Annotated in this window: 23 protein-coding genes; 10 read left to right on the top strand and 13 right to left on the bottom strand. The window is 69.1% G+C overall.

Annotated elements, in window-relative coordinates; genetic code table 11:
• Positions 1–1,680, bottom strand: coding sequence for an FAD-binding dehydrogenase (locus ABZW96_RS27515; protein WP_355078515.1), 1,680 nt, complete (start codon positions 1,678–1,680; stop codon positions 1–3).
• Positions 1,677–2,315 (bottom strand): TetR/AcrR family transcriptional regulator, encoded by a 639-nt coding sequence (locus ABZW96_RS27510; protein WP_355078514.1) that lies wholly within the window; start codon positions 2,313–2,315, stop codon positions 1,677–1,679. The genes ABZW96_RS27515 and ABZW96_RS27510 overlap by 4 nt, the downstream gene beginning before the upstream one ends.
• A 197-nt stretch (positions 2,316–2,512) precedes the next feature.
• Between ABZW96_RS27510 and ABZW96_RS27505 the strand changes: the two genes are divergently transcribed.
• Both ABZW96_RS27505 and ABZW96_RS27500 read left to right on the top strand, forming a co-directional pair.
• Positions 2,513–3,511, top strand: coding sequence for a zinc-binding alcohol dehydrogenase family protein (locus tag ABZW96_RS27505; protein WP_355078553.1), 999 nt, complete (start codon positions 2,513–2,515; stop codon positions 3,509–3,511).
• A 147-nt stretch (positions 3,512–3,658) separates the two neighbouring features.
• Positions 3,659–4,315, top strand: coding sequence for a cutinase family protein (locus ABZW96_RS27500; protein ID WP_355078513.1), 657 nt, complete (start codon positions 3,659–3,661; stop codon positions 4,313–4,315).
• 69 nt (positions 4,316–4,384) lie between these two features.
• On the opposite strand, the gene ABZW96_RS27495 is transcribed toward ABZW96_RS27500, so the two are convergent.
• The 4 genes from ABZW96_RS27495 to ABZW96_RS27480 all read right to left on the bottom strand — a co-directional run bounded on the left by ABZW96_RS27495 (position 4,385) and on the right by ABZW96_RS27480 (position 10,660).
• Entirely contained in the window at positions 4,385–6,409 is a 2,025-nt protein-coding gene (locus tag ABZW96_RS27495) for an SDR family oxidoreductase (protein ID WP_355078512.1), read from the bottom strand.
• A 301-nt stretch (positions 6,410–6,710) separates the two neighbouring features.
• The gene (locus ABZW96_RS27490; RefSeq protein WP_355078511.1) at positions 6,711–8,414 is read right to left on the bottom strand and encodes a 5'-nucleotidase C-terminal domain-containing protein; all 1,704 of its coding nucleotides are present in this window, start codon (positions 8,412–8,414) and stop codon (positions 6,711–6,713) included.
• Positions 8,415–8,499: 85 nt separating this feature from the next.
• The gene (locus ABZW96_RS27485; protein ID WP_355078510.1) at positions 8,500–9,156 is read right to left on the bottom strand and encodes a biliverdin-producing heme oxygenase; all 657 of its coding nucleotides are present in this window, start codon (positions 9,154–9,156) and stop codon (positions 8,500–8,502) included.
• A gap of 106 nt (positions 9,157–9,262) precedes the next feature.
• Complete coding sequence (locus ABZW96_RS27480) at positions 9,263–10,660, bottom strand: threonine/serine exporter family protein (protein ID WP_355078552.1); 1,398 nt, start codon at positions 10,658–10,660, stop codon at positions 9,263–9,265.
• Positions 10,661–10,920: 260 nt separating this feature from the next.
• Here ABZW96_RS27480 and ABZW96_RS27475 point away from each other — a divergent pair, with 260 nt between their 5' ends.
• A complete protein-coding gene (locus tag ABZW96_RS27475; protein ID WP_355078551.1) occupies positions 10,921–11,775 on the top strand; it encodes an LLM class F420-dependent oxidoreductase in 855 nt (284 codons plus the stop codon).
• Between the two features lie 217 nt (positions 11,776–11,992).
• Here ABZW96_RS27475 and ABZW96_RS27470 read toward each other — a convergent pair whose 3' ends face one another.
• The 4 genes from ABZW96_RS27470 to ABZW96_RS27455 all read right to left on the bottom strand — a co-directional run bounded on the left by ABZW96_RS27470 (position 11,993) and on the right by ABZW96_RS27455 (position 15,482).
• Positions 11,993–12,115, bottom strand: coding sequence for a hypothetical protein (locus tag ABZW96_RS27470; RefSeq protein ID WP_355078509.1), 123 nt, complete (start codon positions 12,113–12,115; stop codon positions 11,993–11,995).
• Between the two features lie 150 nt (positions 12,116–12,265).
• Entirely contained in the window at positions 12,266–13,900 is a 1,635-nt protein-coding gene (locus tag ABZW96_RS27465; RefSeq protein ID WP_355078508.1) for an ABC transporter permease, read from the bottom strand.
• Positions 13,897–14,829 (bottom strand): ABC transporter ATP-binding protein, encoded by a 933-nt coding sequence (locus tag ABZW96_RS27460; protein WP_355078507.1) that lies wholly within the window; start codon positions 14,827–14,829, stop codon positions 13,897–13,899. Before ABZW96_RS27460 ends, ABZW96_RS27465 begins: the two co-directional genes overlap by 4 nt.
• Positions 14,829–15,482, bottom strand: a complete 654-nt coding sequence (locus tag ABZW96_RS27455) for a TetR family transcriptional regulator (protein WP_355078506.1) — start codon at positions 15,480–15,482, stop codon at positions 14,829–14,831. Before ABZW96_RS27455 ends, ABZW96_RS27460 begins: the two co-directional genes overlap by 1 nt.
• A 102-nt stretch (positions 15,483–15,584) precedes the next feature.
• On the opposite strand from ABZW96_RS27455, the gene ABZW96_RS27450 reads away from it, so the two are divergent.
• Complete coding sequence (locus ABZW96_RS27450) at positions 15,585–17,537, top strand: acyl-CoA dehydrogenase (protein ID WP_355078505.1); 1,953 nt, start codon at positions 15,585–15,587, stop codon at positions 17,535–17,537.
• A gap of 31 nt (positions 17,538–17,568) precedes the next feature.
• Here the strand turns inward: ABZW96_RS27450 and ABZW96_RS27445 are convergent, their stop codons facing one another.
• The 3 genes from ABZW96_RS27445 to ABZW96_RS27435 all read right to left on the bottom strand — a co-directional run bounded on the left by ABZW96_RS27445 (position 17,569) and on the right by ABZW96_RS27435 (position 21,714).
• Positions 17,569–18,465: a nuclease-related domain-containing protein gene (locus tag ABZW96_RS27445; RefSeq protein WP_355078504.1), complete on the bottom strand. Its 897-nt coding sequence runs from the start codon at positions 18,463–18,465 to the stop codon at positions 17,569–17,571.
• Positions 18,466–18,580: 115 nt separating this feature from the next.
• Entirely contained in the window at positions 18,581–19,969 is a 1,389-nt protein-coding gene (locus ABZW96_RS27440) for a DUF2252 domain-containing protein (RefSeq protein WP_355078503.1), read from the bottom strand.
• Positions 19,970–20,019: 50 nt separating this feature from the next.
• Positions 20,020–21,714, bottom strand: a complete 1,695-nt coding sequence (locus ABZW96_RS27435; RefSeq protein ID WP_355078502.1) for a GMC family oxidoreductase — start codon at positions 21,712–21,714, stop codon at positions 20,020–20,022.
• 219 nt (positions 21,715–21,933) lie between these two features.
• On the opposite strand from ABZW96_RS27435, the gene ABZW96_RS27430 reads away from it, so the two are divergent.
• The 6 genes from ABZW96_RS27430 to ABZW96_RS27405 all read left to right on the top strand — a co-directional run bounded on the left by ABZW96_RS27430 (position 21,934) and on the right by ABZW96_RS27405 (position 25,897).
• Positions 21,934–22,527, top strand: a complete 594-nt coding sequence (locus ABZW96_RS27430) for a CDP-alcohol phosphatidyltransferase family protein (RefSeq protein WP_355078550.1) — start codon at positions 21,934–21,936, stop codon at positions 22,525–22,527.
• Between the two features lie 42 nt (positions 22,528–22,569).
• A complete protein-coding gene (gene gcvH / locus ABZW96_RS27425; RefSeq protein ID WP_355078501.1) occupies positions 22,570–22,968 on the top strand; it encodes a glycine cleavage system protein GcvH in 399 nt (132 codons plus the stop codon).
• A 168-nt stretch (positions 22,969–23,136) separates the two neighbouring features.
• On the top strand, positions 23,137–23,622 hold the full coding sequence (locus tag ABZW96_RS27420; protein ID WP_043690204.1) for an FHA domain-containing protein: 486 nt from the start codon (positions 23,137–23,139) through the stop codon (positions 23,620–23,622).
• A gap of 93 nt (positions 23,623–23,715) precedes the next feature.
• Positions 23,716–24,519 (top strand): MerR family transcriptional regulator, encoded by an 804-nt coding sequence (locus ABZW96_RS27415; protein ID WP_355078549.1) that lies wholly within the window; start codon positions 23,716–23,718, stop codon positions 24,517–24,519.
• Positions 24,520–24,678: 159 nt separating this feature from the next.
• Complete coding sequence (locus ABZW96_RS27410) at positions 24,679–25,152, top strand: bifunctional nuclease family protein (protein WP_039797829.1); 474 nt, start codon at positions 24,679–24,681, stop codon at positions 25,150–25,152.
• A 187-nt stretch (positions 25,153–25,339) separates the two neighbouring features.
• On the top strand, positions 25,340–25,897 hold the full coding sequence (locus ABZW96_RS27405) for a MerR family transcriptional regulator (RefSeq protein WP_067811025.1): 558 nt from the start codon (positions 25,340–25,342) through the stop codon (positions 25,895–25,897).
• The last annotated feature ends 18 nt before the right edge of the window (positions 25,898–25,915 follow it).

Raw genomic sequence — 25,915 nt, 5'->3', positions numbered from 1 at the left:
TCAGGTGAGCCTCGCGGCCAGCGCACGCCCAGCGGCCCGGCCGGAGAAGATGCACCCGCCGAGGAAGGTGCCCTCGAGCGCGTTGTAGCCGTGCACACCGCCGCCGCCGAATCCGGCGACCTCACCCGCGGCGTACAGACCCGGGAACGCCGTGCCGTCCGGCCTGATCACCTGGGAACTCAGGTCGGTCTGCAGACCGCCCAAGGTCTTCCGGGTGAGGATGTTGAGCCGGACGGCGATCAGCGGGCCCGCGGCGGGATCGAGGATCCGGTGGGGTTTGGCGACCCGGCCCGCCTTGTCGCCAAAGTATCGGCGCGCGTTGGCGATCGCCATCAGCTGGCTGTCCTTGCCGTACTTGTTCGCCAGTTCCCGGTCGCGCGCGACGATCTGGCGTTCCAGGTCGTCGTAATCCAACTGGGGGCCGCGCGCGATCTTGTTCATGCCCTCGACCAGCTCGCGCAGCGTGTCCGCGACGACGAAATCGACGCCGTGCTGCTTGAACGCCTCGACCGGGCCCGGCGCGCCCTTGGCCACGCGGCTCTTCAAAGTGAGTTTGAGGTCCTTGCCGGTGATGTCCGGGTTCTGCTCGGAGCCCGACAGCGCGAACTCCTTCTCGATGATCGACTGGGTGAGCACGAACCAGGAGTAGTCGTAGCCGGTCTTCAGGATCTCCTTCATCGTCGTGTTCGTATCGAATCCGGGGAAACACGGTGCGGGCAGCCGCTTTCCGTTGGCGTCGAACCACAGCGAGGACGGCCCCGGAATGATCCGGATGGCGTGGTCGGGCCAGATCGGGTCCCAGTTGACGATGCCCTCGGTGTAGTGCCACATGCGGTCGCGGTTGACGATGGCGCCGCCCGCGGTCTCGGTGATGGCCAGCATTCGGCCGTCGACGTGCGCGGGCACGCCGGAGATCATGGTCTCCGGGCACGGGCCCAGTCGTTCGGTGGGCCAGTTGCGCCGGATCAGCTCGTGGTTGTGGCCGATCCCGCCGGAAGCCACGATCACGGCCTTGGCGCGCAGTTCGAACCCGCCGACTTCGGTGCGGGACGAGGCGCGACCGCGCTCCAGATCGGTGTCCTCGAGCACGGCGCCACGCACACCGACCACCGCGCCGTCCTCCACGATCAATTCGTCCACCCGGTGACGGAAGCCGAAGCGGACCAGCCCGCGCCGCTCGCCTTCGAGCACGGGCTCGGCGAAGACCCGGACCACCTCGGGGCCGGTGCCCCAGGTGAGGTGGAAGCGCGGCACCGAGTTGCCGTGCCCGTCAGCGGTGGCGCCGCCGCGTTCGGCCCAGCCGACCAGCGGCGTCACGCGCAGGCCGAGGTCGCGCAGGTAGTCCCGCTTCTCGGTGGCCGCGAACCGCACGTACGCCTGCGCCCACTGCCTGGCCCATTTGTCCTCGTCGTCGCGGTCGAACCCGGCCGAGCCGAGCCAGTCCTGCAGAGCAAGATCGTAGGAGTCCTCGATGCCGAGACGCCGCTGCTCCGGGCTGTCGACGAAGAAGAGCCCGCCCAGCGACCAGAACGCCTGGCCGCCGAGGTTGTTGCGGTTCTCCTGATCGAGCACGTGCACCGTGCGACCGGCCTTGACCAGTTCGTGCGTGGCGACCAGGCCGGCCAGCCCGGCGCCGACGACGAGGACGTCCGCCTCGGGGCTGCTGTGGGACATGTTCATCCTTCGGTTGCGGTGCTGTAGGCCAGCACGACGTGGTGGAAGAGTTCGGTGCGGCGCTCGCGCACGGCGCGGCTGTCCGGCTCCATCAGTACCTGCACGCTGGTGCCGTCGTGGACGGCGATGAGCGCTTGCCCGAACGCCTCCGGATCGGGCACGGTGCGGCCGCCGCGGGCGAGCGCCGCGACGATCGTGGGCATGAGCGCCGCGACGATGGCCTCCTCACGAGCGGCCATCACCCGGCGCAGCGCGGGGGTGCGCAGGGCGTGCGCGGTGAATTCGGCGGTGATCCGGTACCAGCCCTCGTCGACCGGGACCGCCCGTTCCAGTCGCTGGACGGCGGCGCGTACGTCATCGGTGCCCTCGGCCGCGATCTCGTCCAGGATGGCGCTCGCCTCGGTGAGCATCGCCGTGGAGCGCTGCTCCCACATGGCCAGGAAGAGCTCGTCCAGCGAGCTGAAGTTCGAGTAGAACGCCCCGCGGGTGAATCCGGCGCGCTCGCAGACCCGCTCCACGGTGGCGCGGCCGAAACCCTCCTCGGCGAACGCCTCGTAGGCGGCGGTCAGCAGCCGGTTCCTGGTTTCGGCGCGGCGGCGGGTGACCCGGGCGGGCGCGGCCTGCGCGGCATCGGACGTCATCGGGCACCTCCTCGGTCGAGGCGTTGGATACAGGAATGTACTCGATACAGAAACGTATCAGAATTCGCCGGACCGCGTGGCCGTATTCGCCGAGTAGGGTGATTCCGGCCCGACCGCCGCGGTCGGGGTGCCCATCCGTGTCGATCCGATCGGTGCGAGGTGATCCGATGAGCGAGGTTCGCAGCGGAACGTCCGCGATGCGTTGCTGGCGGGTGCGCAGGCCGGGTCCGATCGAGAGCGGACCGTTGGACGCGGAGCGAACACCCGTCCCCGAACCCGGTCCCGGCGAACTGCTGGTGCGTGTGCTGGCCTGCGGCGTGTGCCGGACCGACTTGCACGTGGCCGAAGGCGACCTTCCGGTGCACCGCGCGGGGGTGGTGCCGGGGCACGAGGTCGTCGGCGAGGTCGTCGCGGTCGGCAGGGCCGCGGAGGGTTTCGCGGTGGGGGACCGGGTGGGCATCGCCTGGCTGCGGCACACGTGCGGCGAGTGCAAGTTCTGCCTGCGCGGGGCGGAGAACCTCTGTCCGCACTCGGCCTACACCGGCTGGGACGCCGACGGCGGCTACGCCGAATTCGCCTGTGTGCCCTCGACTTACGCGCTGCGCCTGCCCCCGGGCTACTCCGATGCCGATACCGCCCCGCTGTTGTGCGCCGGCATCATCGGGTACCGGGCGCTGCTGCGGGCCGCCGTGCCGCAGGGCGGGCGGCTGGGGATCTACGGTTTCGGCGGCAGCGCCCACATCGCCGCTCAGGTAGCCGCCGCGCGCGGAGCGGAGGTGCACGTGATGACGCGGGATCCGGCGGCGCGGGAGCTCGCCGCCGCGCTGGGCGCCGCCTCGGTGCAGGGCGCGGCGGATCCGCCTCCGGTGCTGCTGGATTCGGCGATCCTGTTCGCCCCCGTCGGTGAGCTGGTGCCGCCCGCGCTGGCGGCGCTCGATCGCGGCGGGATCCTTGCCGTCGCCGGTATTCATCTCAGCGACATTCCCGCCTTGAACTACCAGCGGCATCTGTTCCAGGAACGAGAGATTCGCTCGGTGACCGCGAACACCCGCGCGGATGCCCGCGAATTCCTGGCTTTCGCCGGCGAACACCGGATACATCTGACCACGCACGGGTATTCCCTGGACATGGCCGATCGGGCGCTGGCCGATCTCGCGCACGGACGATTTGCCGGTGCGGCGGTTCTCCTGCCGTAGAACACGATTCGGCGCTGACTCCGTATCGGTCGGATGGAGTTCCTTGACGGCCTCCTGAGCCGTTCTTACCTTCGCGGATATAGCCGAGTAATTGTCACTGACAAGTGTCGATCGGCTGTCTCACAACGGCGTGAGTAGGTGAGTACGATGGCCAACCGGAAGGTAATCCAGTTCGAGAAGTGGCGTGTAGTAAGGGCATTCGCCGTGCTACTGATCGTCGCGGGTTTCGGGGCTGCGACGGGAATGCACGCATGGGCCGCGTCCTGTGTGGCGGTCGACGTCGTCGTCGCCAGAGGCACCCATGAACCCGGGTATCTGGGTTCGGTGGTGGGCGATCCGCTGTACGACGCACTGTGGCAAGCACTTCCGGTCGATTCGCAGGCCTATCGGGTGGACTACCCCGCCGACCTGCTCGATCCGTCCTCGATCAGCCGCGGCACGCAGGACATGACCGCGCACCTGATGTGGCAAGCGGCGAACTGCCCGGACCAGCGGTTCATCCTGGTCGGCTTCTCGCAAGGAGCCGTCGTCACCCACGGGGTGCTCGGCACCGGCATCGTCACCGTGCTCGGTGGCATCTACTCCCTGCCCGGAGATCTGGAATCCCGGGTGGCGGCGGTGCTGCTGTTCGGCGACCCGATCCGGCTGATCGGCTGGAACGTGCCGGACCGATACGCCGGGCGGACCGGAAACTACTGCGCGAGCGGTGATCCGGTGTGTGAAGGCGGCATCCGTCCGGCCGCGCACACGGACTACCGGTGGGCCATGTGGCCCGCCGTGGAGTTCGCGGTAGACCGGATGTGACATCCCGAGACGGGAAATCCGCGGGGTGGGACCGACCCGAGGTCGGTCCCACCCCTCAGTCCTGCACAGTCACCACTGCAAGCCCGGAACCACGCGCGCGACGCGCGCCGCGGGGGAGGGCAGCGCCATGAGCGGCATGATCACCGGCGCCAGCGCGGACAGCGCGCCGCCGGGCGCTTCGGCAGCGGGCGACGGATCGGCCGGACGGCGGTCCGAGCCGCCCCGCGCCGCGCGGGACTCCCCGAACAGCCGGAAGCCCTGGTGCATGATCTGACGCTTCACCGACGGCATCAGCAACTCGACCGCCTGGGCGAAGGTGCCGACGGGCGTGTCGATGCGATGCGGCCGGTCCTCCAGCGCGCGCACCACGATCGCCGCGGCCTGATCCGGATCCGGCACCGGAAGCGAGCGGTACAGGTCGGTCGGGGCGATCATCGGGGTCCGCACCAGCGGCATCCGCACCGAGGTGAACGTGATACCGGCATCCCGGTTCTCCACCGCCGCGATGTCGCTGAAGTTGTCCAGCGCCGACTTGCTCGCCACGTAGGCGGCGAACCGGGGCACCTTGGTCTGCACCGCGATCGAGGAGATGTTGACCACGTGCCCGAAGCGGCGCGCTCGCATCGACGGCAGCAGTCCCAGGATGAGCCGCACGGCGCCGAAGTAGTTCACCGCCATGGTGCGCTCGAAATCGTGCATCCGGTCGGTGGAGTTGAGCACGGAGCGGCGGATCGAACGGCCCGCGTTGTTCACCAGGTAGTCGACGTGGCCGTGGTCGTCGAGGACGCACTGCACGAGCTTCTCGACCGCTTCGGAGTCGGTGATGTCACACGGGTAGGTGTGCGCGACACCGCCCTCCGCGCGCACCGCCTCGGCGGCGGCCGCCAGGTCGTCGTGACCGCGGGCGACCATGAGGACCGTTGCGCCGCGCCGGGCGACGGCGTGCGCGGTGGCCAGTCCGATACCGGAGGACGCTCCGGTGATGAGCACGACCCGCCCGGCGAGCGGGTCACCGGTGACCGACACGCGGCCGCGCTGCGGGTCGAGGTGGTCGCGCCAGTACTGCCACAACCGCTCGGCGTAGCTGTCGAACGACGGGACGGTCAGACCGGAGCCGCGCAGCTGGGCGCGGGTCGAATCGCTGATGAACTCCGCGGAGAACGAGGTGTGCGGAGCGACTTCGGCCGGGATGCCCACCTGCTCGAGCAGGAAATCGCGCACGGTGGTGACGCCGGGGATGTGCGCGAGGCCGCTGAGCGCCAAACCGCTGCCCGGCACCGTTCCCACGCCGGTCGGGGCGCCCGCCGCGGCGGCGAGCGCGCGATACACCTCCCCGAAGGGCTGCGGCTCGGGGTTGACCAGGTGGAAGGTGCGTCCGTCCAGGCCGGGGCGACGGATCAGTTCGCTCATGGCGGCCGAGACGTAGTCGACCGGAACGATATTCGTGGCGCCGAGATCGGGCAGCGGCAACGGCAGATCGGACGGCAGCGTGGCCAGCCGCGCGATCGCGCCGAAGAAGTAGTAGGGGCCGTCGATCTTGTCCATCTCGCCGGTGCGGGAATCGCCCACGACGATCGCGGGCCGATAGACCCGCCAGCGCACGCCGCGCGCCTGGCGGACGAGTTTCTCGGCGGCGAACTTGGTGCGGTGATACGGCGAGGTCAGCTGCTGTCCGAGGTCGAAGTCCTCCTCGAAGAACTTGCCCTTGTGGTCGCCCGCCACCGCCACAGAAGACACGTGGTGCAGCACCGCGCCCAGCTCGCGAGCCAGGGCCAGCACCGAGCGCGTGCCGGTGACGTTCGCCGCGTGCGCGGTGTCCTCGTCGGCCGTCATGTCGTAGACCGCGCCCAGATGAACGATGTGGTCGGCCCGTGGCGCTTCGCACGCCAAACCGAGCCCTTCGGCGGTGAGATCACCGATCAGCGCGTAGACCCGCTCGGCGCCGCGCCAGCCCGCCGCGATGTCGGTGAACTTGCCCAGTGACGTCTCACGCACCAACACGTGGACGATCGCCTCGGCGTCGTTGTCCAGCAGGTCTTGCACAACCCGCCTGCCCAGGAAACCGGTCCCGCCCGTCACGATGTAAGTGGCCATCGCACTCTCCTGCTGTTCAGTCGAACCTTGTTGTCGCACAATTCATCCGGCATGCGGCAATGGATGCGGACAGCGTCGATTCGGCCCCCAGCGACAGACGTCGGGCCGAAAGTAGGAACACCTTCGTCCTGACTTATTACTCAACAGTAATCGACCGCGTGCGGCCCCGGCAAGCGATCATGACCCGTTCACCCTGTGGGACTGGTCACCGTCGGCGCAGGTCAAACGGTATGTGTTACAAAGATTTCCAGTTACCCGAGTTCTGGTCGAGTGTCCAGCAACTGGGCAGCGTCCGGTCTCGCTACTTCTTCTCGACGCGGGCGGGTGGCGTCTGCAGCGGAGGCTTGTCGCGCAGGAACGTCTCGAAGGCGTCCAAGTCGGTCGGGCCCACCGCGGTATCGGCTCCCTCGGTGAAGACGGTGAATCCGTCGCCTCCCGAAGCCAGGAAGTTGTTGGTCGTGATGCGATACGTCGCGACGGGATTCAGTGGCTGACCTGCGATGCGGACGCTGTCGGCGATCACCTTCGCGCCTGTGGGGGCGGTGTCGGAATAGGTATAGCTGATTCCCGCCGGAGACAGAATGGTCGATTTGCCGGTGTTGTTCCACTGCTGTTCCAGCAGGCGCAGGATCTGGCTGCCGGTCAGCGTGAGCGTGACGACCTGGTTGCCGAACGGTTGGACGGTGTAGAGGTCGCCATAAGTGACCGGCCCCTGCTTCAGATCGGCGCGCACGCCACCGGGGTTCATGAAGGCGGCGACGGCGGCGGCCGGACCCGCCGTGACCGACAGCATGGAATCGGCGATCACGTCGCCCAGGGGCGAGGTGCCCGCCGGTCCCGGGTCGTGCGGGAGGGCGTTCGCGGCCGCGCCGACGACGCGGCCCGCGCGCGGCCGGGACTGCTCGGTGTAGAAGTCGATCAGCGCGGTCGTCTGAGCGTCGGGTGTCACCTCGCGGGTCACCACGCGGTTGACCGCCGAGGCCTGCACGCCGTCGCCGCCGAAACGCAGCGTGACGTCGGTGACGAGCCGCCCGTACGAGGCGGCCTGGGTGATCACCTTGCCGCCGATGGTGCACACGTAGGGCTGGTGGCTGTGGGCGGTGAACACCGCCCGGACCGCGGGGTCGATCCGCTCGGCCAGTCCCGTCACGTTCGGGGTGACGTTCGCACAGCCGTTGTAGTCCAGGGCCGCGTTCCGCTCCGGCCGCTGGGAACCGCCGTCGTGCACCAGCGCCACGATCGCTTCGGCGCCCGCCGCCTTCAACTCCGGCACGTAGCGATTGATCGCGGCGGCTTCGTCGCCGAAGTGGAAGCCCCGGATGCCTTCGGGCAGAACGATGCTCGTGGTTTCGGGCGTGACCGTGCCGACTACGCCGATCCGATGGCCGCCCACCTCCAGCATGGTCCACGGGCGCAGCGCGGGCGGTGGGTTGCCCTGCGCATCGATGACGTTCGCCGCGAGATAGGGAAATTTCGCGCCGGTGAAGGGAGCGCCGGGAGAACATCCGTCGAAGGCACATCCGCCTTGTTGCAAGCGCGCCAATTCCAGCACGCCGTCGTCGAATTCGTGGTTGCCGACCGCGGACGCGGCCACTCCCACGTTGTCGAGGAAGTCGATCGTCGGCTCGTCGTGGAACAGGCTGGAGATCAGCGGGCTGGCCCCGATGTTGTCCCCGGCCGCCACCACCGCGCTGGACGGATAGGCGGCCTTCAGCCGGGCGAGATGAGTGGCGAGATACGCGGCTCCGCCCGCGTCGTATTGCGCGATCCTGCCGTTGGACCCGCTCGGCGGCTGCAGATTGCCGTGCAGATCGTTGAAGCCGAACAGGTGCACCTCGTCCGGTTGCGCCGCACGCAGGTCGTTCGTCGAGATCAACGGCACGATCCCGGCCGCCGTCGAGGAGCCGGGACCGGCGCCGGGGTCGGACGTCGTGCCGCAACCCCCCACCAGACCGACACCGACAAGACCGGCAAGAACCACGGCGATGCGGCGACGCGCTCTCATATCACGACTGTCCCACGTCGGCGACGTTCGCGCACGACAGCCGAAATGCCGCCTGCCGCACGGCGATGCGCCGCGCCCGATCCCGCTACTGCGCGGCCGGGAATTCCTCGGCGAGTTCCTCGAAGACCGCGGTGTTCATCGCGAAGGCGCGCCTGCCCTCGTCGAGCACGCGGCGGCGCTCCAGGTCGTCGAGCGGCAGCCGGTCGAGCAGGGCGCGGTATTCCCGCTTGAACGCGGCGGGATTGCCGACTCCGTCGAAGACGTAGAAGCGGACGCCGTCGCCGCGATGCGGTAGGTCCCACAGCTTCTCCGCGGTGCCGCGGATGACCTGTCCGCCGGACAGGTCGCCGAGGTAGCGGGTGTAGTGGTGGGCGATGTACCCGGCGGGCCAGTCGCGCGCGCACTCGTCGATGCGTTCGGCGTAGGCGGCGGTGGCGGGCAGCGGCTCCAAGCCGGTTCGCCAGCCGGAGCCGAGCAGATGTGTGAGGTCACGCTCGAGTTCCGCGGTGCGGGCCAGCTCGGGCCGGATGAACGGCCCGGCCACCGGGTCGTCGGCCAGCGCCGCCCACCGCTGTTCGAGCGCGCGGTAGATGAACCAGAGCTGGCCGGTGTAGCGGTGATACGAGTCGACGCCGAGCGATCCGCCGAGCATGTCGCTCATGAAGCGAGAGTTCTCCGCCTCCGCATGCTGTTGCGCGGTGGCGGTGCGGATCTGCGCCGAGAACGGTACTGCCTCCGACATGTCCGGACCACCTCACCTCACAGCGGGGCCGCCACCGAATCGCGGGCCCTGACCAGTTCGATAAGAGATTACCGGTCGGAAGTTGCGCGCGCATGCACCTCGCGGCTCAGTGCGCGGGCGTCGATCGGCGGCGGCGCCGGACGATCGGGCGGCGCAGCGAGCCGAACCGGCGCAGTATCCGCGGCCTGCGCACGGTGCGGTCGCACCATTCGCCGAGAGTCACGCCCGCCGCCAGCGCGCAGCCGATGCCGACGGCCGCGAGCAGCTGGTTGCCTCCGATCAGCAGTTCGTCGTTGAGCAGGGCGTAGAGGCCGCGGTAGACCTTGAGGCCGGGAAGCAGCGGAGTGATGCCCGCGACGGCGACGACCAGCGGCGGGGTCAGCGCGCGGCGGGCCATCAGGCCACCGGCCAGGCCGACCAGCGTCGCGGCGACGCCGGAGGAGATCACCGGGCCGAAACCCGCCTCCTGGATGAGCATGAAGCAGATGATGCCCGCGGCGCCGCTACCCGCGGCCGCGGCCAGCGCCCGGCGTTCGGCGTAACAGGCGAGCGCGAACGCCAGGGCCGCCACCGCACCGGCCGCGATCTTCACCGGCAGGTCGGTGATGTCGCGGGTGGAGGTCAGGTACACCGGGGGCACGGTGGCGTCGACGAGATCGGCGATGCGCAGAGTGAGCGCGATACCCGCGATGATGCCGCCGGTCATCATCATCACCTCGAGCATGCGGGCCGTGGCCGTGATGGGCGCGCCGGTGATCGCGTCCTGCACCGAGCCGACCAGTTGCAATCCGCTCAGCAACACGGTGATACCGGCCGCGATGATCAGGGTCGGGTCGACGTCGATCCGCAAGCGCGCGGCGAGGCTCGCCAGCACGATGGCCGGGATCGCCGCGATGGCGCCGCCCACCATGTGCTGGAAGAAGAACGGCAGCCCGTAGCGATTGAGGACGCGATTGGTGCGGTCGATCGCCGCGGTGGTCGCGAAACTGACCGCGGCCACGAGGGCGCCGCCGCCGAGCAGAGCGGCGATCGCCGCCGCCATCAGCGACCACGCCGCGGTGGCGGTCCAGCGGTGGTACGGGTGCGGCGCCGAGGTGATCGCGTCGAGTGCGGCGCGGGCCTGAACCGGAGGGACCACTTCGTGGCGGATCCGGCGGGTCAGCCGGTCGACGGCGGCGAGCCGGGTGAAATCGAGGGCGCGGTAGTGCACGATCCGCATCGTGCTGGCCGGTGGCAGCGCGGCGCCGCGGTCGGCCCAGATGCGGATGGCGTCGTAGGTGACGTCGATGCTGCACCGGGACAGCCCGTAGGTGGCGGCGATGAACCGCACCGTCGTGGTGGTGTCCACCACGCCGGTGCCGGAGGCCAGCACCACTTCGCCGACCCGGACCGCGAGGTCGAGGACTTCGGCGACCCTGGCGTCGTCGGTGAGGTCGATCGGCTGCAACGGCGTTGGCGCGGTGACGATGGTGTCCGCGGTCGCCTGCCGGTCCGCGACCAGCATGCCGACGGCCTGGGTGACGACCGGAATCGGCCGGGCACGCCGCAGGCGAAGCCCGCGACGCCAGCCGAGGTGATCCACCCGTCCGGTGGTGACATCGCCTACGGAAGTTGCCTCAGGACTCATGGAGGCGAACCTAGTCATCCGATGTCTTCTCGGCATCCGTGCGGGTCGCGGCGGGCGCGCCGGTCGCGATCACCCCTTGGTCGGACCGTCGGTTCGTGGTAGAACTTGTTCTAATTTCGGCGATGGGAGCGCGTACGGTGCGGTACGGAATCGTGTTGTTCACCAGCGATCGGGGCATCACCCCCGCGGATGCGGCGCTGGCCGCCGAGCGTGCCGGATTCGACACGTTCTATGTGCCCGAGCACACGCACATTCCGGTGGTCCGGGCCGCGGCGCACCCGCGCACCGGCGATGCGAGCCTGCCCGACGACCGTTATCTGCGGACTCTTGACCCGTGGGTCGCGCTCGGCACCGCCGCGTCCGTGACCGAGCGCATCGGCTTGTCCACCGCGGTGGCGCTGCCCGCCGAACACCATCCGATCACGCTGGCCAAGACCATCGCCTCGCTGGATCACCTGTCCGGCGGCCGGGTCAGCCTCGGCGTCGGATTCGGCTGGAACACCGACGAACTGGCCCACCACGGCGTGCCCGCGGGCAAACGCAGAACGGTGCTGCGGGAGCATCTGGAGGCCATGCGCGTGCTGTGGACCGAAGAGGAAGCCGGCTTCGACGGCGAGTTCGTCACCTTCGGCGCCAGCTGGTCCTGGCCGAAGCCGGTGCAGAAGCGCATTCCGGTCCTGCTCGGCGCGGCGGGTACCGAGAAGAACTTCACTTGGCTGGCGAAGTACGCCGACGGATGGATCACCACGCCCACCGAGGACGACCTGGACCCCAAGATCGCTCTGCTGCGCCGGATCTGGCGCGAGCAGGGGCGTGCCGACAATCCTGAGGTCATCGCGCTCGCCGGACGGCACGACGCGCAGCAGCTGGCGCGCTGGGCCGAATCCGGGGTCACCGAAGCCGTTTTCGGACTGCCCGACCGTTCCGCGGAGGACGTCCGGGCCTACCTCACGCGCCTGGCGGGAAAACTGGGAATCGAGCACGCCGGGTGACACGCGCGGCGTGACCAACCGCGTCCGCGGATCACAACAAGGGCTCACCAGGGCACCGGCCACGACGATAGCGCCCGCCGCGACCAGCAGCCATCGTCGTCCCGGCTTCGCGCCCGCGTCGGCGACGGCCGCCGGTGCGGGGTGGTGCGCGCGCCGAAGACACCGTCCGCAAACGCCATCCTCGTAGACCGGCCCGCCCTCCTGTCGCTGACGACCGTCAGGCCCAGTCGGATCGGCACCGGCGGCGCGCGTCCTTCGTCGGCAGCACGGCGTCGGCGCCGGTGTAGCGGCCACCGCCAGGGAGCGGCGCGGCCACGTTCGGCGACCCACCGTCGGTCACGGCAAATATCCTGTCGGCCGTTCGGTGCGGCCGGGCTGTGCCCACGCGCCGGGCGCAGCGAGCGCCGCCTCAGGCAGGCGGCGAGCCGAACGGCCCGCTGACGAGAAGTGGCCCGCGCGAACGGGTTCGCGCGGGCCACGGAGAACACCGTCAGCGCAGGTCGCGGCTGCGGAAGGCGGTGATGCCGACGGCGAGCAGCGCCACGGCGGTCGCGAGCAGCCACAGCAGCGGCTGCGCCTGGAATTCGGCGCCGGGCACCTTCGGCGGGTGGACGAACGGCACGAGATCGAGCATCCAGTGCGGCAGGCCGTCGAGCGAGCCGACGAAGAAGATCACCACCATGGCGCTGAGCACGCCCCACGCGACCGGTGCGAACCGCGGTGCGAGACCGTAGAGCGCGACCGCGATGCCCGTGACGACCCACACCGCGGGCACCTGCACGGCGGCGGCGGCCAGCGATTGGGAAAGTTTCGTCCCGAGGTCGCCGTCCGCCGCGCCGTAGACGATGCCGATCGCCACGCCCGAGACCAGCAATGCGGCGGCGGGGCCGAGCAGCGCGAAGCCGATGTGACTCAACGCGTAGCGCACGCGGCCGACGGCGCCGGACAGGGTGGCCTCGACCCGGGCGCTGGTCTCCTCGTCGTGCAACCGCAGGGCGGCGGAGATCGAGTAGGCGGACGCGGCCGCGGCGAGCATCGTGAGCGCGTAGGTGATGAAGGACTGCTGCAGCTGCTGTGAGCCGCCCATCCGGGTGACCATGTCCCGGATGGACGCGCTGCCGTCGAGCATGTCGCCGACGCTGTTCACCGCGCCACCGATCAGCAGGCCGTAGAGCGCGAAGCCCACCGTCCACGCCAGCAGGGTGCCGCGCTGCAACCGCCAGGCCAGCCCGAACGGACCGGACAGGATCGCCGCCGCCGTGGACGGCCCCGGACGCTCGGCGATGAGCCCGGAACCGACGTCGCGGTTGCCGAGCAACGCGTACGCGACGCCGGTGCCCAGCACCGCGAGAGCGGCGAAGAGCAGCAACACCCACCAGCGTTCCTCGGCGTACGGGCGGATCTGCAGCGACCAGCCGATCGGCGACAACCACGACAGCACACCGTTTCCGGCGTCACCGACCGCCCGTAGCGCGAACGCCGCGCCGAGTGCGCCGAAGGCCACGCCGCGCGCCACCCGCGCACCGGCGCTGACCTGGGCGGCGACCGCCGCGACGGCCGCCCAGACGATGCCGGACGCGGCCAGGGCGGCGCCGAAGGCCACCGATCCCGCGCCGGGCAGGTCGGTGCCGTAGAGCGACAGGGCGCACACGATCCCGGCGAGCAACGCTCCCGAATAGGTCATGAGCAGGGTGGCGGTGAGACCGGCGTAGCGTCCGATGCTGGTGGCGCCCACCAGTTCCGCGCGGCCGGTCTCCTCCTCGACCCGGGTGTGCCGAATCACCGTGAGCACCGTGGCGATGGCGATCATGGTGTACATGGCGCCTGCTTTCCAGGTGCCGATCGACCCGAGCGCGGAGCTGAACACCGGGCCGTACATGGCGATCAGCGCGGGACTGTCGGCCGTGGTCCGCGCGAAACTGTCGAGGGACGCTTGGTTGTCGTACAGACCCTTGATGCCGGCGACCTGGAACGCGGGCATCAGGCCGATGAGCAGCGTCCACAGCGGCAGCACGATTCGGTCGCGCCGCAGGTACAGCCGCAGCAATCGCCCGGTGCCCGCGAAGTCGCCGGATACGCCGAATACCTGCGCCGCCGTGGCGCGGCCGGCGATGGCGGTGGTCATGCTCGCACCTTCTCCCCGGTGGCCGCGCCGGACTCGGCGCCGTGGCCGTCGACGTGGTAGTGCCGCAGGAACAGCTCTTCGAGCGTGGGCGGCGTGCTGGTCAGGCTGCGCACGCCCGCGTCGCCGAGCACCCGGATGAGCTCGCCGAGGTGCTCGTTGTCGACCTGGCAGCGCAGCGTGTGGTTATCGAGTTCGATATCCTCCACGCCCGGGATGCGGCTCAGATCGCCCGCGTCGCCGGTCAATTCGGCGGTGATCGACGTGCGCGACAGGTGGCGCAGATCCGACAGCGACCCGCTCTCCACCGTGCGCCCGGCGCGGATGATGGTGACCCGGTCGCAGAGCGCTTCGACCTCGGACAGGATGTGGCTGGACAACAGGACGGTCGCGCCGCGCTCTCGCGCCTCGTGCACACACTCCCGGAAGACCTGCTCCATCAGCGGGTCCAGCCCCGAGGTCGGCTCGTCGAGCAGCAGCAGCGGCGCGTCGGAGGCCAGCGCGGCGACCAGCGAGACCTTTTGGCGGTTGCCCTTGGAATAGGTGCGCGCCTTCTTGCGAGGGTCGAGATCGAAGCGCTGGATCAGCTCATCGCGCCGCTTCTCGTCGAGACCGCCCCGCATCCGGGAGAGCAGATCGATGGTCTCCCCGCCCGACAGCGACGGCCACAACGTGACATCGCCTGGCACATAAGCCAATTCGCGGTGCAATGCGACCGCGTCGGCCCACGGGTCGCGGCCGAACAGTCGAGCCTGCCCGCCGGTGGCGCGCAGGATGCCGAGCAGTACCCGGATGGTGGTGGACTTGCCCGCGCCGTTGGGGCCGAGAAAGCCGTGGATCTCGCCCTCGGTGACGGTGAGGTCGAGGCCGTCGAGCGCGGTGACGTGACCGAAAGTCTTGCGCAGATCGCGGACTTCGATGATGTCGGACATCACTTCTCCTTGGTGAATGTGTCCAAGATCGTGGGATCGGTGAGCAGCCCTTGGGTGTAGAACTCCAGGGCCGGTGGGGTGAGTTCTTCGCTGAGTTCGCGAATCGCCTTGCGGTAGTCGATCGTCTCGTCGCGGTGCTGGCGCATCTGCATGTACAGCATGGTTGCGCCGACGTTCAGCATCATCAGGTATCGGGCGCGCGCCGCCGGGTCGCGGCTGGGTTTGATCCTGCCCGCCTCGACCGCTTTCTCGAGGTATCCCTCGGCATCTGCGGCCATGTGCTCGAACAGTGATTCCGCCATCGGTCCGCCTGCCTGCAGGCTACGCACCATGTAGGCGACCAGCGGCGCGTACGACTCGATCTCGGCCAGGGCGTCGAGCATGCCCGCCTTCATCGACGACGCGGTGATCGCCTTGACCTTCTCGTCGCGGATCAACTGCAGCACCCGGTCGTCGCAGGCGGCGCGCAGGCCGTCCTTGGACCCGAAGTGATGGTTGACCAGGCCGGGGGAGACGCCGGCGGCGGCGGCGATCTTGCGGACTCCGACCTGGAATCCGTGTTCGCCGAACACCTCGATCGCGGTATCGCGAATGCGCGCCGCGGTGCTCAGATCGTCGGCGGATCCTTGCGGAACGGGCTGTTGGTTAAACACATGTTCAGTATATTAAACAGTCGTTCAACGGTCTAGCAAGACCTGTCGCCGACTTGTCGCGCATCACGGTTTGCCGCCCGTGTACGGGGCTATCGTCGAGACATGACTAGCGGCACGGCAACGACGGCGGACCACCTACGCGCGGCACTCGACGGCCCTTGGGCGGCCGTCCGGGACGAAGCCAGGACCTTGCTGGCCGGGGAGGAGTTCACCGCCGATCCCTACCAGGACTACAAGGCCGCCCGGGCGCGCGTGCTCGAGCAGATGAAGGCGATCTCCACGATGGGGTTCGCCGAGCGCGGCTTCCGCCGGGAGAACGGCGGTACCAGTGAGCCGGGCGCGGCGGTGGTCGGCCTGGAGATGCTCGCGTACGCGGATCTGTCGTTGTGGGTGAAGTCGGGCGTGCAGTGGGGTCTTTTCGGCGGCGCCGTGGAGAATCTCGGCACCGAACGGCACCGGGAGTTCATCGAGCGCTTGATCTCGCTGGATCTGCTCGGCTGCTTCGCGATGACCGAGTCCGGGCACGGCAGCGACGTCGCGAACCTGGAGACCACGGCGACCTACGACCCGCAGACCCAAGAGTTCGTGGTGCACTCGCCGACGCCGTCGGCGCGCAAGGACTACATCGGGGGCGCGGCCGAACACGCCAGGATGGCCGCGGTGTTCGCGCAGCTGATCACGCAGGGCGAGAACAAGGGCGTGCATTGCCTGCTGGTGCCCATCCGCGACGAGAACGGCGCCGACCTGCCCGGCGTGACCACCTATGACGACGGCCTCAAGGGCGGCCTGCCCGGCGTGGACAACGGGCGCATCGTCTTCGATCACGTGCGCGTGCCCCGGGAGAACCTGCTCAACCGCTACGCCGACGTCGCCCCCGACGGCACCTACAGCTCCGAAATCGACAACCCCAGCCGCCGGTTCTTCACCACGCTCGGCACCCTGGTGCGCGGCCGGGTGAGCGTCGGCGGCGCCGCGGCGGCGGGCGCGCGCGTCGCCTTGAGCATCGCGGTGCGCTACGCGCTGCTGCGCCGCCAGTTCTCCGACCCGGACACCGGGGTGGAAACCGTGCTGCTGGACTACCGCAGCCACCAGCGCCGTCTGCTGCCGCTGGTCGCGAAGTCGTATGCGCTCGCGTTCGCGCAGAACGACCTGGTGCGGCGGATGCACCTGGTGCAGACCGGCCAGAATCTCGAGCCGGGCGCACAGCGCGCGCTGGAGAAGCGCGCGGCAGGCCTCAAGGTCGCGCAGACCAACCACGCCACCCGCGCCATCCAGGAGTGCCGCGAAGCGTGCGGCGGCGCGGGTTATCTCACGGAGAACCGGCTGGTGAACTTGAAGGCCGACACCGACGTGTTCACCACCTTCGAAGGTGACAACGTGGTGCTCACCCAGTTGGTGGCCAAGGAACTGCTCACCGCCTACGCCGACGAGGTGCGCGACCTGGACGCCCTGGGCTGGGTGCGCTTCGCCGCGACCATGGCCGGTGACGTGGTGCGCAAGCGTTCGGGCGTGCGCCAGCTGATCCAGACCCTCCGTGACCGCGGCGACGATTCCATCGATGAGGGCGATCTGTCCCGCCGGGCGGTGCAACTGCAATTGTTCGCCGACCGTGAGGACTACCTGGTCCGCACCGCGGCGCACCGGCTGCGCGCCAGGGCCGAGGAGACCGGCCCGTTCGAGGCGTTCAACAATGCCCAAGACCACATCCTGGCAGCGGGCTCGGCGCACATCGACCGGCTGGTGCTCGAGGCGTTCATCGAAGGGATCTCCGACATCGAGGACCCGGCCGCGCGTGAACTCGCCGACTGGATGTGCGACCTGTTCGTCTACTCCACCATCGAGGAGAACCAGGCCTGGTACATCATGCACCGGTTCATGTCGGTGGACCGGGCGAAGGCGGTGCGCCGCGGCGTCAACGAACTGGTCGACCGGCTGCGTCCGCACGCTTCGACCCTGGTCGAGGCCATGGGCGTGCCGGAGCGGATGCTGCGCGCGGCCATGCTCGACGACGCGAGCGTCTTCCAGCGGGACCAGCCGATCTCGGCGTCGTCCTAGCGGCCGGGCGGTCGCCCCCGTCGGCGGCCGCTCAGCCCGGTCCGTACGCCGTGAGCGCGGTGACCACGAACCACACGACCCAGACGAAGGCGACGATCATGCCGATGGCCAGGACGGTGCGCATCACCGCGCGCCCGAAGTCGAGGTCGCCGGACTCGCGTGGATACAGCTTCCACGGGCTGTACCAGGGCGCCCGGATGACGAAGGCGGACGCCTGCGCTTCCCGCTCGGCCTGCGCGAGTTCCTCCGCGTAGGCCTCGGCCTGCGCCTGGTTGGGCCCACCGTGCCAGAGCGTGATGTCGATCGGGCCGAGAAAGCCCTCGTTGAGCAGTTCCTGCGGCGCGGGCAGGTAGGGCAGGATGCCGAGACCGCGGAACGCGACGGCGACGTCGTTGGCCGTCCAGAGGAACTTCTCCTCCGTGGCGAGCGAGTCGAAGTAGTGCCGCAGCCGGCCCGGGTCGTCGCCGATGATCACGTCGAAACTCGGATCGGCCCACCGCTGTTCGAGTCGCAACTGGGCGCCCGACAGCGGGACGAGCAGCGCGACGCCGTGCACGACCCGCTGCCCGAGGCCGCGGGCGGCCAGCCATTCCTGCAACGCGAAAGTGTGCTCGCGGGATTTGTCCAGCGGCGTGCTGCGGTCGCGGCTCTCCATCGCCACCGGCTCGCCGTTGATCGTCCACTCGCCGTTGAGCGGGACCTCCAGCACGCCATCCTGGCGGGCGACCAGTGCATCGGCCTCGATCACCACGCAGCTGGTCGGGGTCCAGACCACGGCGTCGAATTGGTGCAGCCGATCCTTGTGGAACAAGCTGCAGGTGATCGTCGCGACACCGTGCGGACTCCCGGGGTCCTTCCAGGTGCGCAGCCAATCGATCAGCACCCGCTCGGCATTGGTACCTGCGGCGTTCTGGACTCGCACGAGCATTGGCGGCCACCCTTCACGTCGACACTCGACAGTGGACAGGATACGAGGTGCCGCAACGGATTCGCCGCGCCCGTGCCGACGGACGGCGTGTCGGGCGAAAGGCGCGGCGGCCGGGCTACTCGGCGGCGATCCGGCCCGCCCGCACGGCACCGGCCAGTTCGGCGTGGTCGGCTTCGGTGCGGTCGGCGTAACGCACCGCGAACGCGGCGACCGCGTCGTCGAAGCGTTCGTCGCCGTCCAGATATCCCGACAGCAAGCGCGGATCCAGCGACCGGGAATGGGCCCTGGCCAGCAGCGCGCCCGCCAGCCGCCCGTAGTCGTCGAGGTCGTCCGCGGGCAACTCGGCGGGATCGATGCCGCCCTTCATATTGCGGAATTGCCGGACGATGAACGGCATTTCGACGCCGTCGCCGACCGGGTCGAGGGACGTCCACCCGAGCAGGAGATCCGACTCGGACTGAACAAGCCTGGCGCCTCGCACGATTCGCTCACCCTCGTGCCGTACGGCGGCCGTCGGCAGGAACGGGGCGAGCGCCGCTGCCGCGGCCTGCTTCACTTGCAGGACCAGCGCCTCGCCGTCGTTGCCGTGCAGCAGCGCGAGATAGCTGCGCAGCCCGACGCTGCCGGTCCCGACGATCCGGAACGCGATGTCGGACACGGCGAACCGGGCCAGGAGATTGCGCCGCGACTCGGGCAAGGTGTCGGCATAGCGCTCCAGCCCGCCGATCACCGCCTCCGCGACGCGCTCGTCCACCGCGGTCAGAATCGGCGGATCGCTGACGAAGCGGTGCTTGCGGATACCGGTCTGGTGATCCTCGAGGTGCTCGGTCCACTTGGCCACCACCTTGGCGCTGGTGTTCTTGCGCGCCTTCTTGGCCGCCTTCTTGAAGTCGTCGAGCAGGTCATCGGCCTCGGCCCTGGCGAGCACCGACTCGTCGGGCAGCGCGGACCAGGACGCCATGAACGGCATCGCGGCCAGATCCGCCACGGCCAGGCGGTAAGAACGGGCGGCGTCGCGCGCGGCGGTGCGGCACTCGTCCTCGTCGGCGCCCGCCTCCCGCCCGGCCAGTACCAGGCTGGCCGCGAGGCGCTCCAGATCCCACTCCCACGGACCGGGCACGGTCTCGTCGAAATCATTGATGTCCATGATGATCTCGCCGCGCGCGGTGCCGTACAGGCCGAAGTTCGCCGCGTGCGCGTCACCGCACAGCTGGGCGGTGAGCCCACTGTCCGGGCCACCTGCCAGATCGGCCGCCATCAACCCCGCCGCGCCCCGATAGAAGGTGAACGGTGAGGCGATCATCCGCCCGATCCGCAGCGGTATCAGGTGCTCCAGCCTGCCCGCATTGCTCATCTCGACGAAATCGAGCACGCTCGGACGCCGTACTCCGGTGGCCGCCCGATCCCTTGCGCTGACCGGAACCCGCTCACGCAACGCGCGTCCGCGGGCGCGCACCTCCTCCGCGGGCACGTAGGAGCGCAGATCGATACCACTGTCTGACACAACGGATCACGCTAGCCGCCAGCGACCGTTCATGCCGCGTGGTGTCGGCCTCACTTCACCTGGGTACGGGGCGACGCGGGCTCGATCGGCAACCGCAGCGCGCCCGGCGCCTCGGCGGGCACCGCCGGTCGCGCCGGCGGCACCGGAGCGATGCGCCGGTAGGCCGACCCCAGTTCCGGCCGCGGGTCGGGTTCGTCGCGGTTGGGCCAGAACGCCATCGCGCGCTCGGCTTGCGCGGTGATCGTCAGCGACGGGTTCACGCCGAGATTGGCGGTCACCGCCGAGCCGTCCGCCACGTGCAGGCCGGGATGACCGTAGACCCGCTGGTACGGGTCGACCACGCCGCTGCGCGGGCTCTCGCCGATCACGCATCCGCCGATGTAGTGGGCCGTGGCCGGGATGTCGAACACGTCCATGATCAGCCCGTGGGTGTCGCCGTCGACCTTGGCGCCGAACCGTCTGCCGATGTCGTGGGCCAGGGGGATCCAGGTCGGGTTCGGCTCGCCGGTGCCCTGCCTGGTGCGCAGCCGCCCGCGCCGGCGGAACGAGGTCAGCGAGTTGTCCAGCGACTGCATGATCAGCAGGATCACCGACTTCTCCGAGGCGTGCCGTGCGTTCAGGCTGCGCAGGAACACCAGCGGGTGCAGCAGGATCGCCAGCAGGAAGCGCAGGAAGCGGAACGCGCCGCCGTCCACGATCGGCACCGACATCGGGAACAGCGCGTTCTGACCCTTGCCGTAGTGACACACCTCGACGTGGGTGTCGGGCTCCGGGTGGATCGATGAGGTGATCGCGATGCCCTCGGCGAAGTCGCGGCGGGCGCGGCTGACCACGTTGAGGATGGCCTCGGAGTTGCTCCGGGTCAGTTCGCCGAGCCGGGGCGACAGGTGCGGCAGCACGCCGTCGTCCCGCATCTCGAGCAGCAGCTTCTGGGTGCCGAGCGCGGCGCCGGCGAACACCACCTGCTCGGCGGTGAAGGTTCTGCGCTGCTTGCGGATCCAGCGGCCGGACCGCTCGGTGTCGACGGCGTATCCGCCGCCGGGCAGCGGCCGCACGGCGGTGGCCGTGGTCAGCGGGTGAACCTGCGCACCGGCCTGTTCGGCCAGATAGAGATAGTTCGTGGTGGTGGTGTTCTTGGCGTTGTGCGGGCACCCGGTGAAGCAGCGCGCGCAGTGCACGCAGCCGTTGCGGCGGGGACCCGCGCCGCCGAAGTAGGGATCGTCGACCTCCGTGCCCGGATCGCTCTCGTTGAAGAACACGCCGACATCGGTCGGATGGTAGGTGTCGGCCACACCGAGGTCCTCGGCGATCTCCCGGATCACCTCGTCGGCCGGGGTCGTGCGCGGGTTGGGCGCGACGCCGAGCATGCGCTTGGCCTGGTCGTAGTACGGCGCCAGTTCCGCGCGCCAGTCGGTGATGTGCGCCCACTGCCGGTCGGTGTAGAAGTTCGGCAGGGGCTCGTACAGCGTGTTCCCGTAGATCAGCGAGCCGCCGCCGACCCCGGCGCCGGAGAACACGGCGCACTTGCCGAGCAGACTGATCCGCTGCGGACCGGTGAGGCCCAGGCGCGGCGCCCAGATCGATTTGCGCACATTCCAGTTCGTGCGCGGGATGTCCTCGGCGTTCCATCGACGGCCTGCCTCGAGCACCCCGACGCGGTAACCCTTCTCGGTGAGCCGCAGGGCGCTGACGCTGCCGCCGAAGCCGGAGCCGATCACCACCACGTCGTAGTCGAATGCGGACATGACTTCCTCTCGCTCACCGGCCACATGGTGAGAAATATTCCAAATCATTCTGTCACCGTCGCGCTGTGGCGGAAACCATCCTCGCACGGGCATGCCGCGTCGATATCCGGAAAATTCGGCCCGCGAAGATGGCGAGGAACGGGGTCGGTGGGGTATGCACGGGGCGTGACAACCGAATCGGGCACAGCCCAACCGGAGGAACGCGCCGCCGACGGCGGAGTGCGGGGAGTCTTCGCCGACCGCATCCTGACCGTGCCGAACGTGCTGAGCGTGCTGCGCCTGCTGGGCGTCCCGCTGTTCCTGTGGTTGCTGCTGATCGAGCGGGCCGATGGCTGGGCGTTCGCCCTGCTGGTCGTCAGCGGCGTCACCGACTTCCTGGACGGCAAACTCGCCCGGCTGCTGGGGCAGTCCTCACGGCTGGGAGCACTGCTGGATCCGTTCGTCGACCGGCTCTATCTGGTCGCCACGCTGGCGGCTTTCGTGATCCGCGGCCTGATCCCGTGGTGGGTCGCGGCGATCCTGGTCGGCCGCGACCTCGTGCTGACCGCGACGTTGTCGGTGTACAAGCGCCGCGACCTGCCCCCGCCGGAGGTGATCTACCTGGGCAAGGCGGCCACCTTCGCGCTGATGTCCGCGCTGCCCTGGCTGCTGGCGGGGCAGATGGACTGGGCTGCCGCCGGTTTCGGGCGCGCCTTCGGCGGGGCACTACTGATCTGGGGCACCGCGGTCTACGTCTGGACCGGCGTGCTGTACACCGGCAAAGCCATCGCGGTCGCAAGAGCGATACCGGCTGTGGGGCACCGGACGGCGTAGCCGATAGAGTTTGCGTGCAACGTTCAAACGAAAGGACGGCCTGTGACCCAGACCCCCGAGGATCTGCGCTACACCGAGGAGCACGAGTGGGTACGCCGGATCGCGCCGACCCGGGTGCGGGTGGGCATCACCGACTACGCCCAGTCTCAACTCGGTGACGTTGTGTTCGTGCAGCTGCCCGAGGCGGACGCGGAGGTGGTCGCCGCGGACAGCATCGCGGAGGTGGAGTCGACCAAGAGCGTGTCCGACATCTACGCGCCGCTGAGCGCGAAAGTCGTTGCGGTGAACGACTTGCTGAACTCGGAGCCGGAGACGTTGAACGCCGATCCCTACGGTGACGGATGGCTGTTCGAGTTGGAGGTGGGCGATGCGGCGAGTCTCGACGCGACGCTCGGTGAACTGCTGGATGCCGCAGGTTATCAAGGAGTTATCGGGGGCTGAAGCAGCCTTCCCAGTTCTACCTGCACGGGTGCGGCCCGGCAGGGTACGGTCAATGCCAACAGATGCACCCGGCGGCTGTGCCGGGAATCTAGTGACTCGACGGCAGGTCGTGGTACCAGAGGTATCACCTGCTTGCAGGGATAATCAGGTTCGAGGAGGAGAGAAACGGTGAGCGAGAACAAAGACCCGGGTTACGGGGAGACCGCGGCCGAGACGACGTCGGTCTTCCGCGCGGATTTCCTGAACGAGGTCGACGCGTCGCGCTCCGGAGAGCCGACCGGCGAACAGCCGGTCCAAGGGGTCGAGGGTCTGCCCGTGGGCGCGGCCCTTCTGGTCGTCAAGCGCGGCCCGAACGCGGGCTCGCGGTTCCTGCTGGATCAGCCGACCACGTCGGCGGGGCGCCACCCCGACAGTGACATCTTTCTCGACGACGTCACCGTCAGCCGTCGGCACGCCGAGTTCCGTCAGGACGACGATTCCTTCCAGGTCGTCGACGTGGGCAGCCTGAACGGCACGTATGTGAACCGGGAGCCGGTGGACTCCTCCGAACTGCAGAACGGTGACGAGGTCCAGATCGGCAAGTTCCGGCTGGTGTTCCTCACCGGACCGCGCGCCCAGGTGACCGACTCGTCGGCGGGCGCGGGGAGTCTATGACGGCGTCGGTGCCGGGTCGCGCACTCATGAAAGGCTCGGAGTCATGAAGGACCTGGCGCTGTGACCGGTGCGGCGCAGTGGGCACGCGGAGGGATGTCGATCGGCTCCGTGCTCGACCTGCTGCGCCCCGACTTTCCCGACGTCACCATCTCCAAGATCCGCTTCCTGGAAGCGGAGGGCCTGATCCGGCCGGAGCGGACGCCTTCGGGCTACCGCAGGTTCTCCGTGGCGGATGTGGAACGGCTCCGGTTCGTATTGACCGCGCAGCGCGATCAATACCTCCCGCTGAAGGTGATCAAGGAGCAGCTCGAGGCAATCGATAGCGGTGCGGCGACGCTCGGTGTGCGGGAAGCCCGCGCCCGAGCGCACTCCGTCCGCCCTGGTGCGCCGGAGTCCGGGCGCAGCACGCCCGATGCGGAACCGGCCGTGGGTGCTTCCGAACGTGGCGTGCGCCCGGTGGCCGCGCCTCGTAGGCTCGGCGTCGTGCCGAGCGAGATCTCCCCGGATGATCTGCGGTTCGATCACGAAATCCGGGTCACCCGGGCCGATCTGCTCGACCAGGCCGGGATCGAGGAGAAGTTCCTGGGCGACCTCATCCGGGCCAATCTGATCACACCCGGCCCGGCGGGGTACTTCGACGCGGACGCGGTCACGCTGGCCAAGACCGCGCGGGCGATGGCCGAATTCGGTTTGGAGGCACGGCATCTGCGTGCGTTCAAGCTTGCCGCCGACCGGGAGGCCGCGCTCGTGGCGCAGATCGTCGCCCCGATCGCGAAGAGCCGGGACGCGGGTGCGCGCGCCCGCGCGGAGGAGACGGTGCGTGAACTGGCCGCGCTGTCGCTGACCCTGCACACCTGTCTGGTCAAGTCCTCGGTCCGGGGCTCGCTCGGGGGCTGACCCCCCGAGGGGCCACGGTCCGTAGGTTCCGGCGAACGGACACCCTGATTTCTGCTGTGCAGACGGATCGCTGGACCGGTGCGGGTTCGCCTAGACTCGTGGTACGGCGAGCTCTGCGGCGGTCATGCCGGGCCGGCGGCGAGTATGGGAGGCAGTGCGATGAGCGAAATGCGCGTGATCGGCATCCGTGTCGAGCAGCCACAGAACCAGCCCGTGCTGTTGCTCCGCGAAGTGGCGGGCGACCGGTATCTGCCGATCTGGATCGGGCAAGCCGAAGCGACGGCGATCGTCCTCGAGCAGGAGGGGGTGACCCCGATCCGCCCGCTGACCCACGACCTGATCAAGATCCTGATCACCGAGCTGGGGCACACATTGAAGGAAGTGCGGATCGTCGATCTGCAGGAGGGCACCTTCTACGCGGATCTCGTCTTCGAGAACGATCTGCGGATTTCGGCGCGGCCATCGGATTCGATTGCGATCGCCTTGCGGGTGGGTTGCCCGATCCATGCCGAGGAGTCGGTTCTCGAGGAAGCCGGTCTCGTCATGCCGGACGAGCGCGAGGACGAGGTGGAGAAGTTCAAGGAATTCCTGGAGTCGGTGTCTCCCGACGACTTCAAGGCGACCGATAGCTGAAGTAGAGGTCGAGACTTTCCCCGCGCGTCGCGTTTGGCTCGATGACGCCGCGGGCTGGACAATCGTGGGGAGTAATCTCGACAGTTGGGCCACGACCGTTTCGGCCGAATCCGCACCGATTCGGTCGGTGACGGCGCCGGGTCATCGATGAGGCTGGGAATGCGTCGGCGAAGCAAGGGAGTGGTCAGTGGCAGAGCAATCGCAGGATGTGGTACAGCCAGGACTGTTCCCCGACGACTCGGTACCTGACGACATGGTCGGCTATCGCGTTCCCAGTGCGTGTCAGGTAGCCGGAATCACCTACCGGCAGCTCGACTACTGGGCGCGCACCGGTTTGGTGGTGCCTTCCATCCGGAGCGCCGCGGGTTCGGGCAGCCAGCGGCTGTACTCGTTCAAGGACATCCTGGTCCTGAAGATCGTCAAGCGGCTGCTCGACGCGGGCATCTCGCTGCAGAACATCCGGATCGCCGTCGATCATCTGCGCAGCCGCGGCGTGCAGGACCTGGCGGGAATCACCCTCTTCTCCGACGGCACCTCGGTGTACGAGTGCACGTCGGCCGAGGAGGTCGTCGATTTACTGCAGGGCGGGCAGGGTGTGTTCGGGATCGCCGTGAGCGGCGCCATGCGCGAGCTGACCGGCGCCATCGCGAACTTCCCTGCGGAGCGCGCGTCGGCGATCACCGAGCGTCCGGAGGACGAGCTGTCGTTCCGTCGTAAGGCGCGGATGAACCGCAAGACGGGCTAGGATTCGCACAACGCTTTC

This window comes from Nocardia sp. NPDC004168, from assembly GCF_040610355.1.
Taxonomy (GTDB): Bacteria; Actinomycetota; Actinomycetes; order Mycobacteriales; family Mycobacteriaceae; genus Nocardia; species Nocardia sichangensis.
This window is presented reverse-complemented; position numbering and strand designations above follow the sequence as displayed.

What these genes read in the sequence shown, in the direction of transcription:
- ABZW96_RS27515 (WP_355078515.1), bottom strand. Translation starts at nt 1,680, where the DNA reads ATGAACATGTCCCACAGCAGCCCCGAGGCGGACGTCCTCGTCGTCGGC.
- ABZW96_RS27510 (WP_355078514.1), bottom strand. Translation starts at nt 2,315, where the DNA reads ATGACGTCCGATGCCGCGCAGGCCGCGCCCGCCCGGGTCACCCGCCGC.
- ABZW96_RS27505 (WP_355078553.1), top strand. Translation starts at nt 2,513, where the DNA reads ATGCGTTGCTGGCGGGTGCGCAGGCCGGGTCCGATCGAGAGCGGACCG.
- ABZW96_RS27500 (WP_355078513.1), top strand. Translation starts at nt 3,659, where the DNA reads ATGGCCAACCGGAAGGTAATCCAGTTCGAGAAGTGGCGTGTAGTAAGG.
- ABZW96_RS27495 (WP_355078512.1), bottom strand. Translation starts at nt 6,409, where the DNA reads ATGGCCACTTACATCGTGACGGGCGGGACCGGTTTCCTGGGCAGGCGG.
- ABZW96_RS27490 (WP_355078511.1), bottom strand. Translation starts at nt 8,414, where the DNA reads ATGAGAGCGCGTCGCCGCATCGCCGTGGTTCTTGCCGGTCTTGTCGGT.
- ABZW96_RS27485 (WP_355078510.1), bottom strand. Translation starts at nt 9,156, where the DNA reads ATGTCGGAGGCAGTACCGTTCTCGGCGCAGATCCGCACCGCCACCGCG.
- ABZW96_RS27480 (WP_355078552.1), bottom strand. Translation starts at nt 10,660, where the DNA reads ATGCTGGTCGCGGACCGGCAGGCGACCGCGGACACCATCGTCACCGCG.
- ABZW96_RS27465 (WP_355078508.1), bottom strand. Translation starts at nt 13,900, where the DNA reads ATGACCACCGCCATCGCCGGCCGCGCCACGGCGGCGCAGGTATTCGGC.
- ABZW96_RS27460 (WP_355078507.1), bottom strand. Translation starts at nt 14,829, where the DNA reads ATGTCCGACATCATCGAAGTCCGCGATCTGCGCAAGACTTTCGGTCAC.
- ABZW96_RS27450 (WP_355078505.1), top strand. Translation starts at nt 15,585, where the DNA reads ATGACTAGCGGCACGGCAACGACGGCGGACCACCTACGCGCGGCACTC.
- ABZW96_RS27445 (WP_355078504.1), bottom strand. Translation starts at nt 18,465, where the DNA reads ATGCTCGTGCGAGTCCAGAACGCCGCAGGTACCAATGCCGAGCGGGTG.
- ABZW96_RS27435 (WP_355078502.1), bottom strand. Translation starts at nt 21,714, where the DNA reads ATGTCCGCATTCGACTACGACGTGGTGGTGATCGGCTCCGGCTTCGGC.
- ABZW96_RS27415 (WP_355078549.1), top strand. Translation starts at nt 23,716, where the DNA reads ATGTCGATCGGCTCCGTGCTCGACCTGCTGCGCCCCGACTTTCCCGAC.
- ABZW96_RS27410 (WP_039797829.1), top strand. Translation starts at nt 24,679, where the DNA reads ATGAGCGAAATGCGCGTGATCGGCATCCGTGTCGAGCAGCCACAGAAC.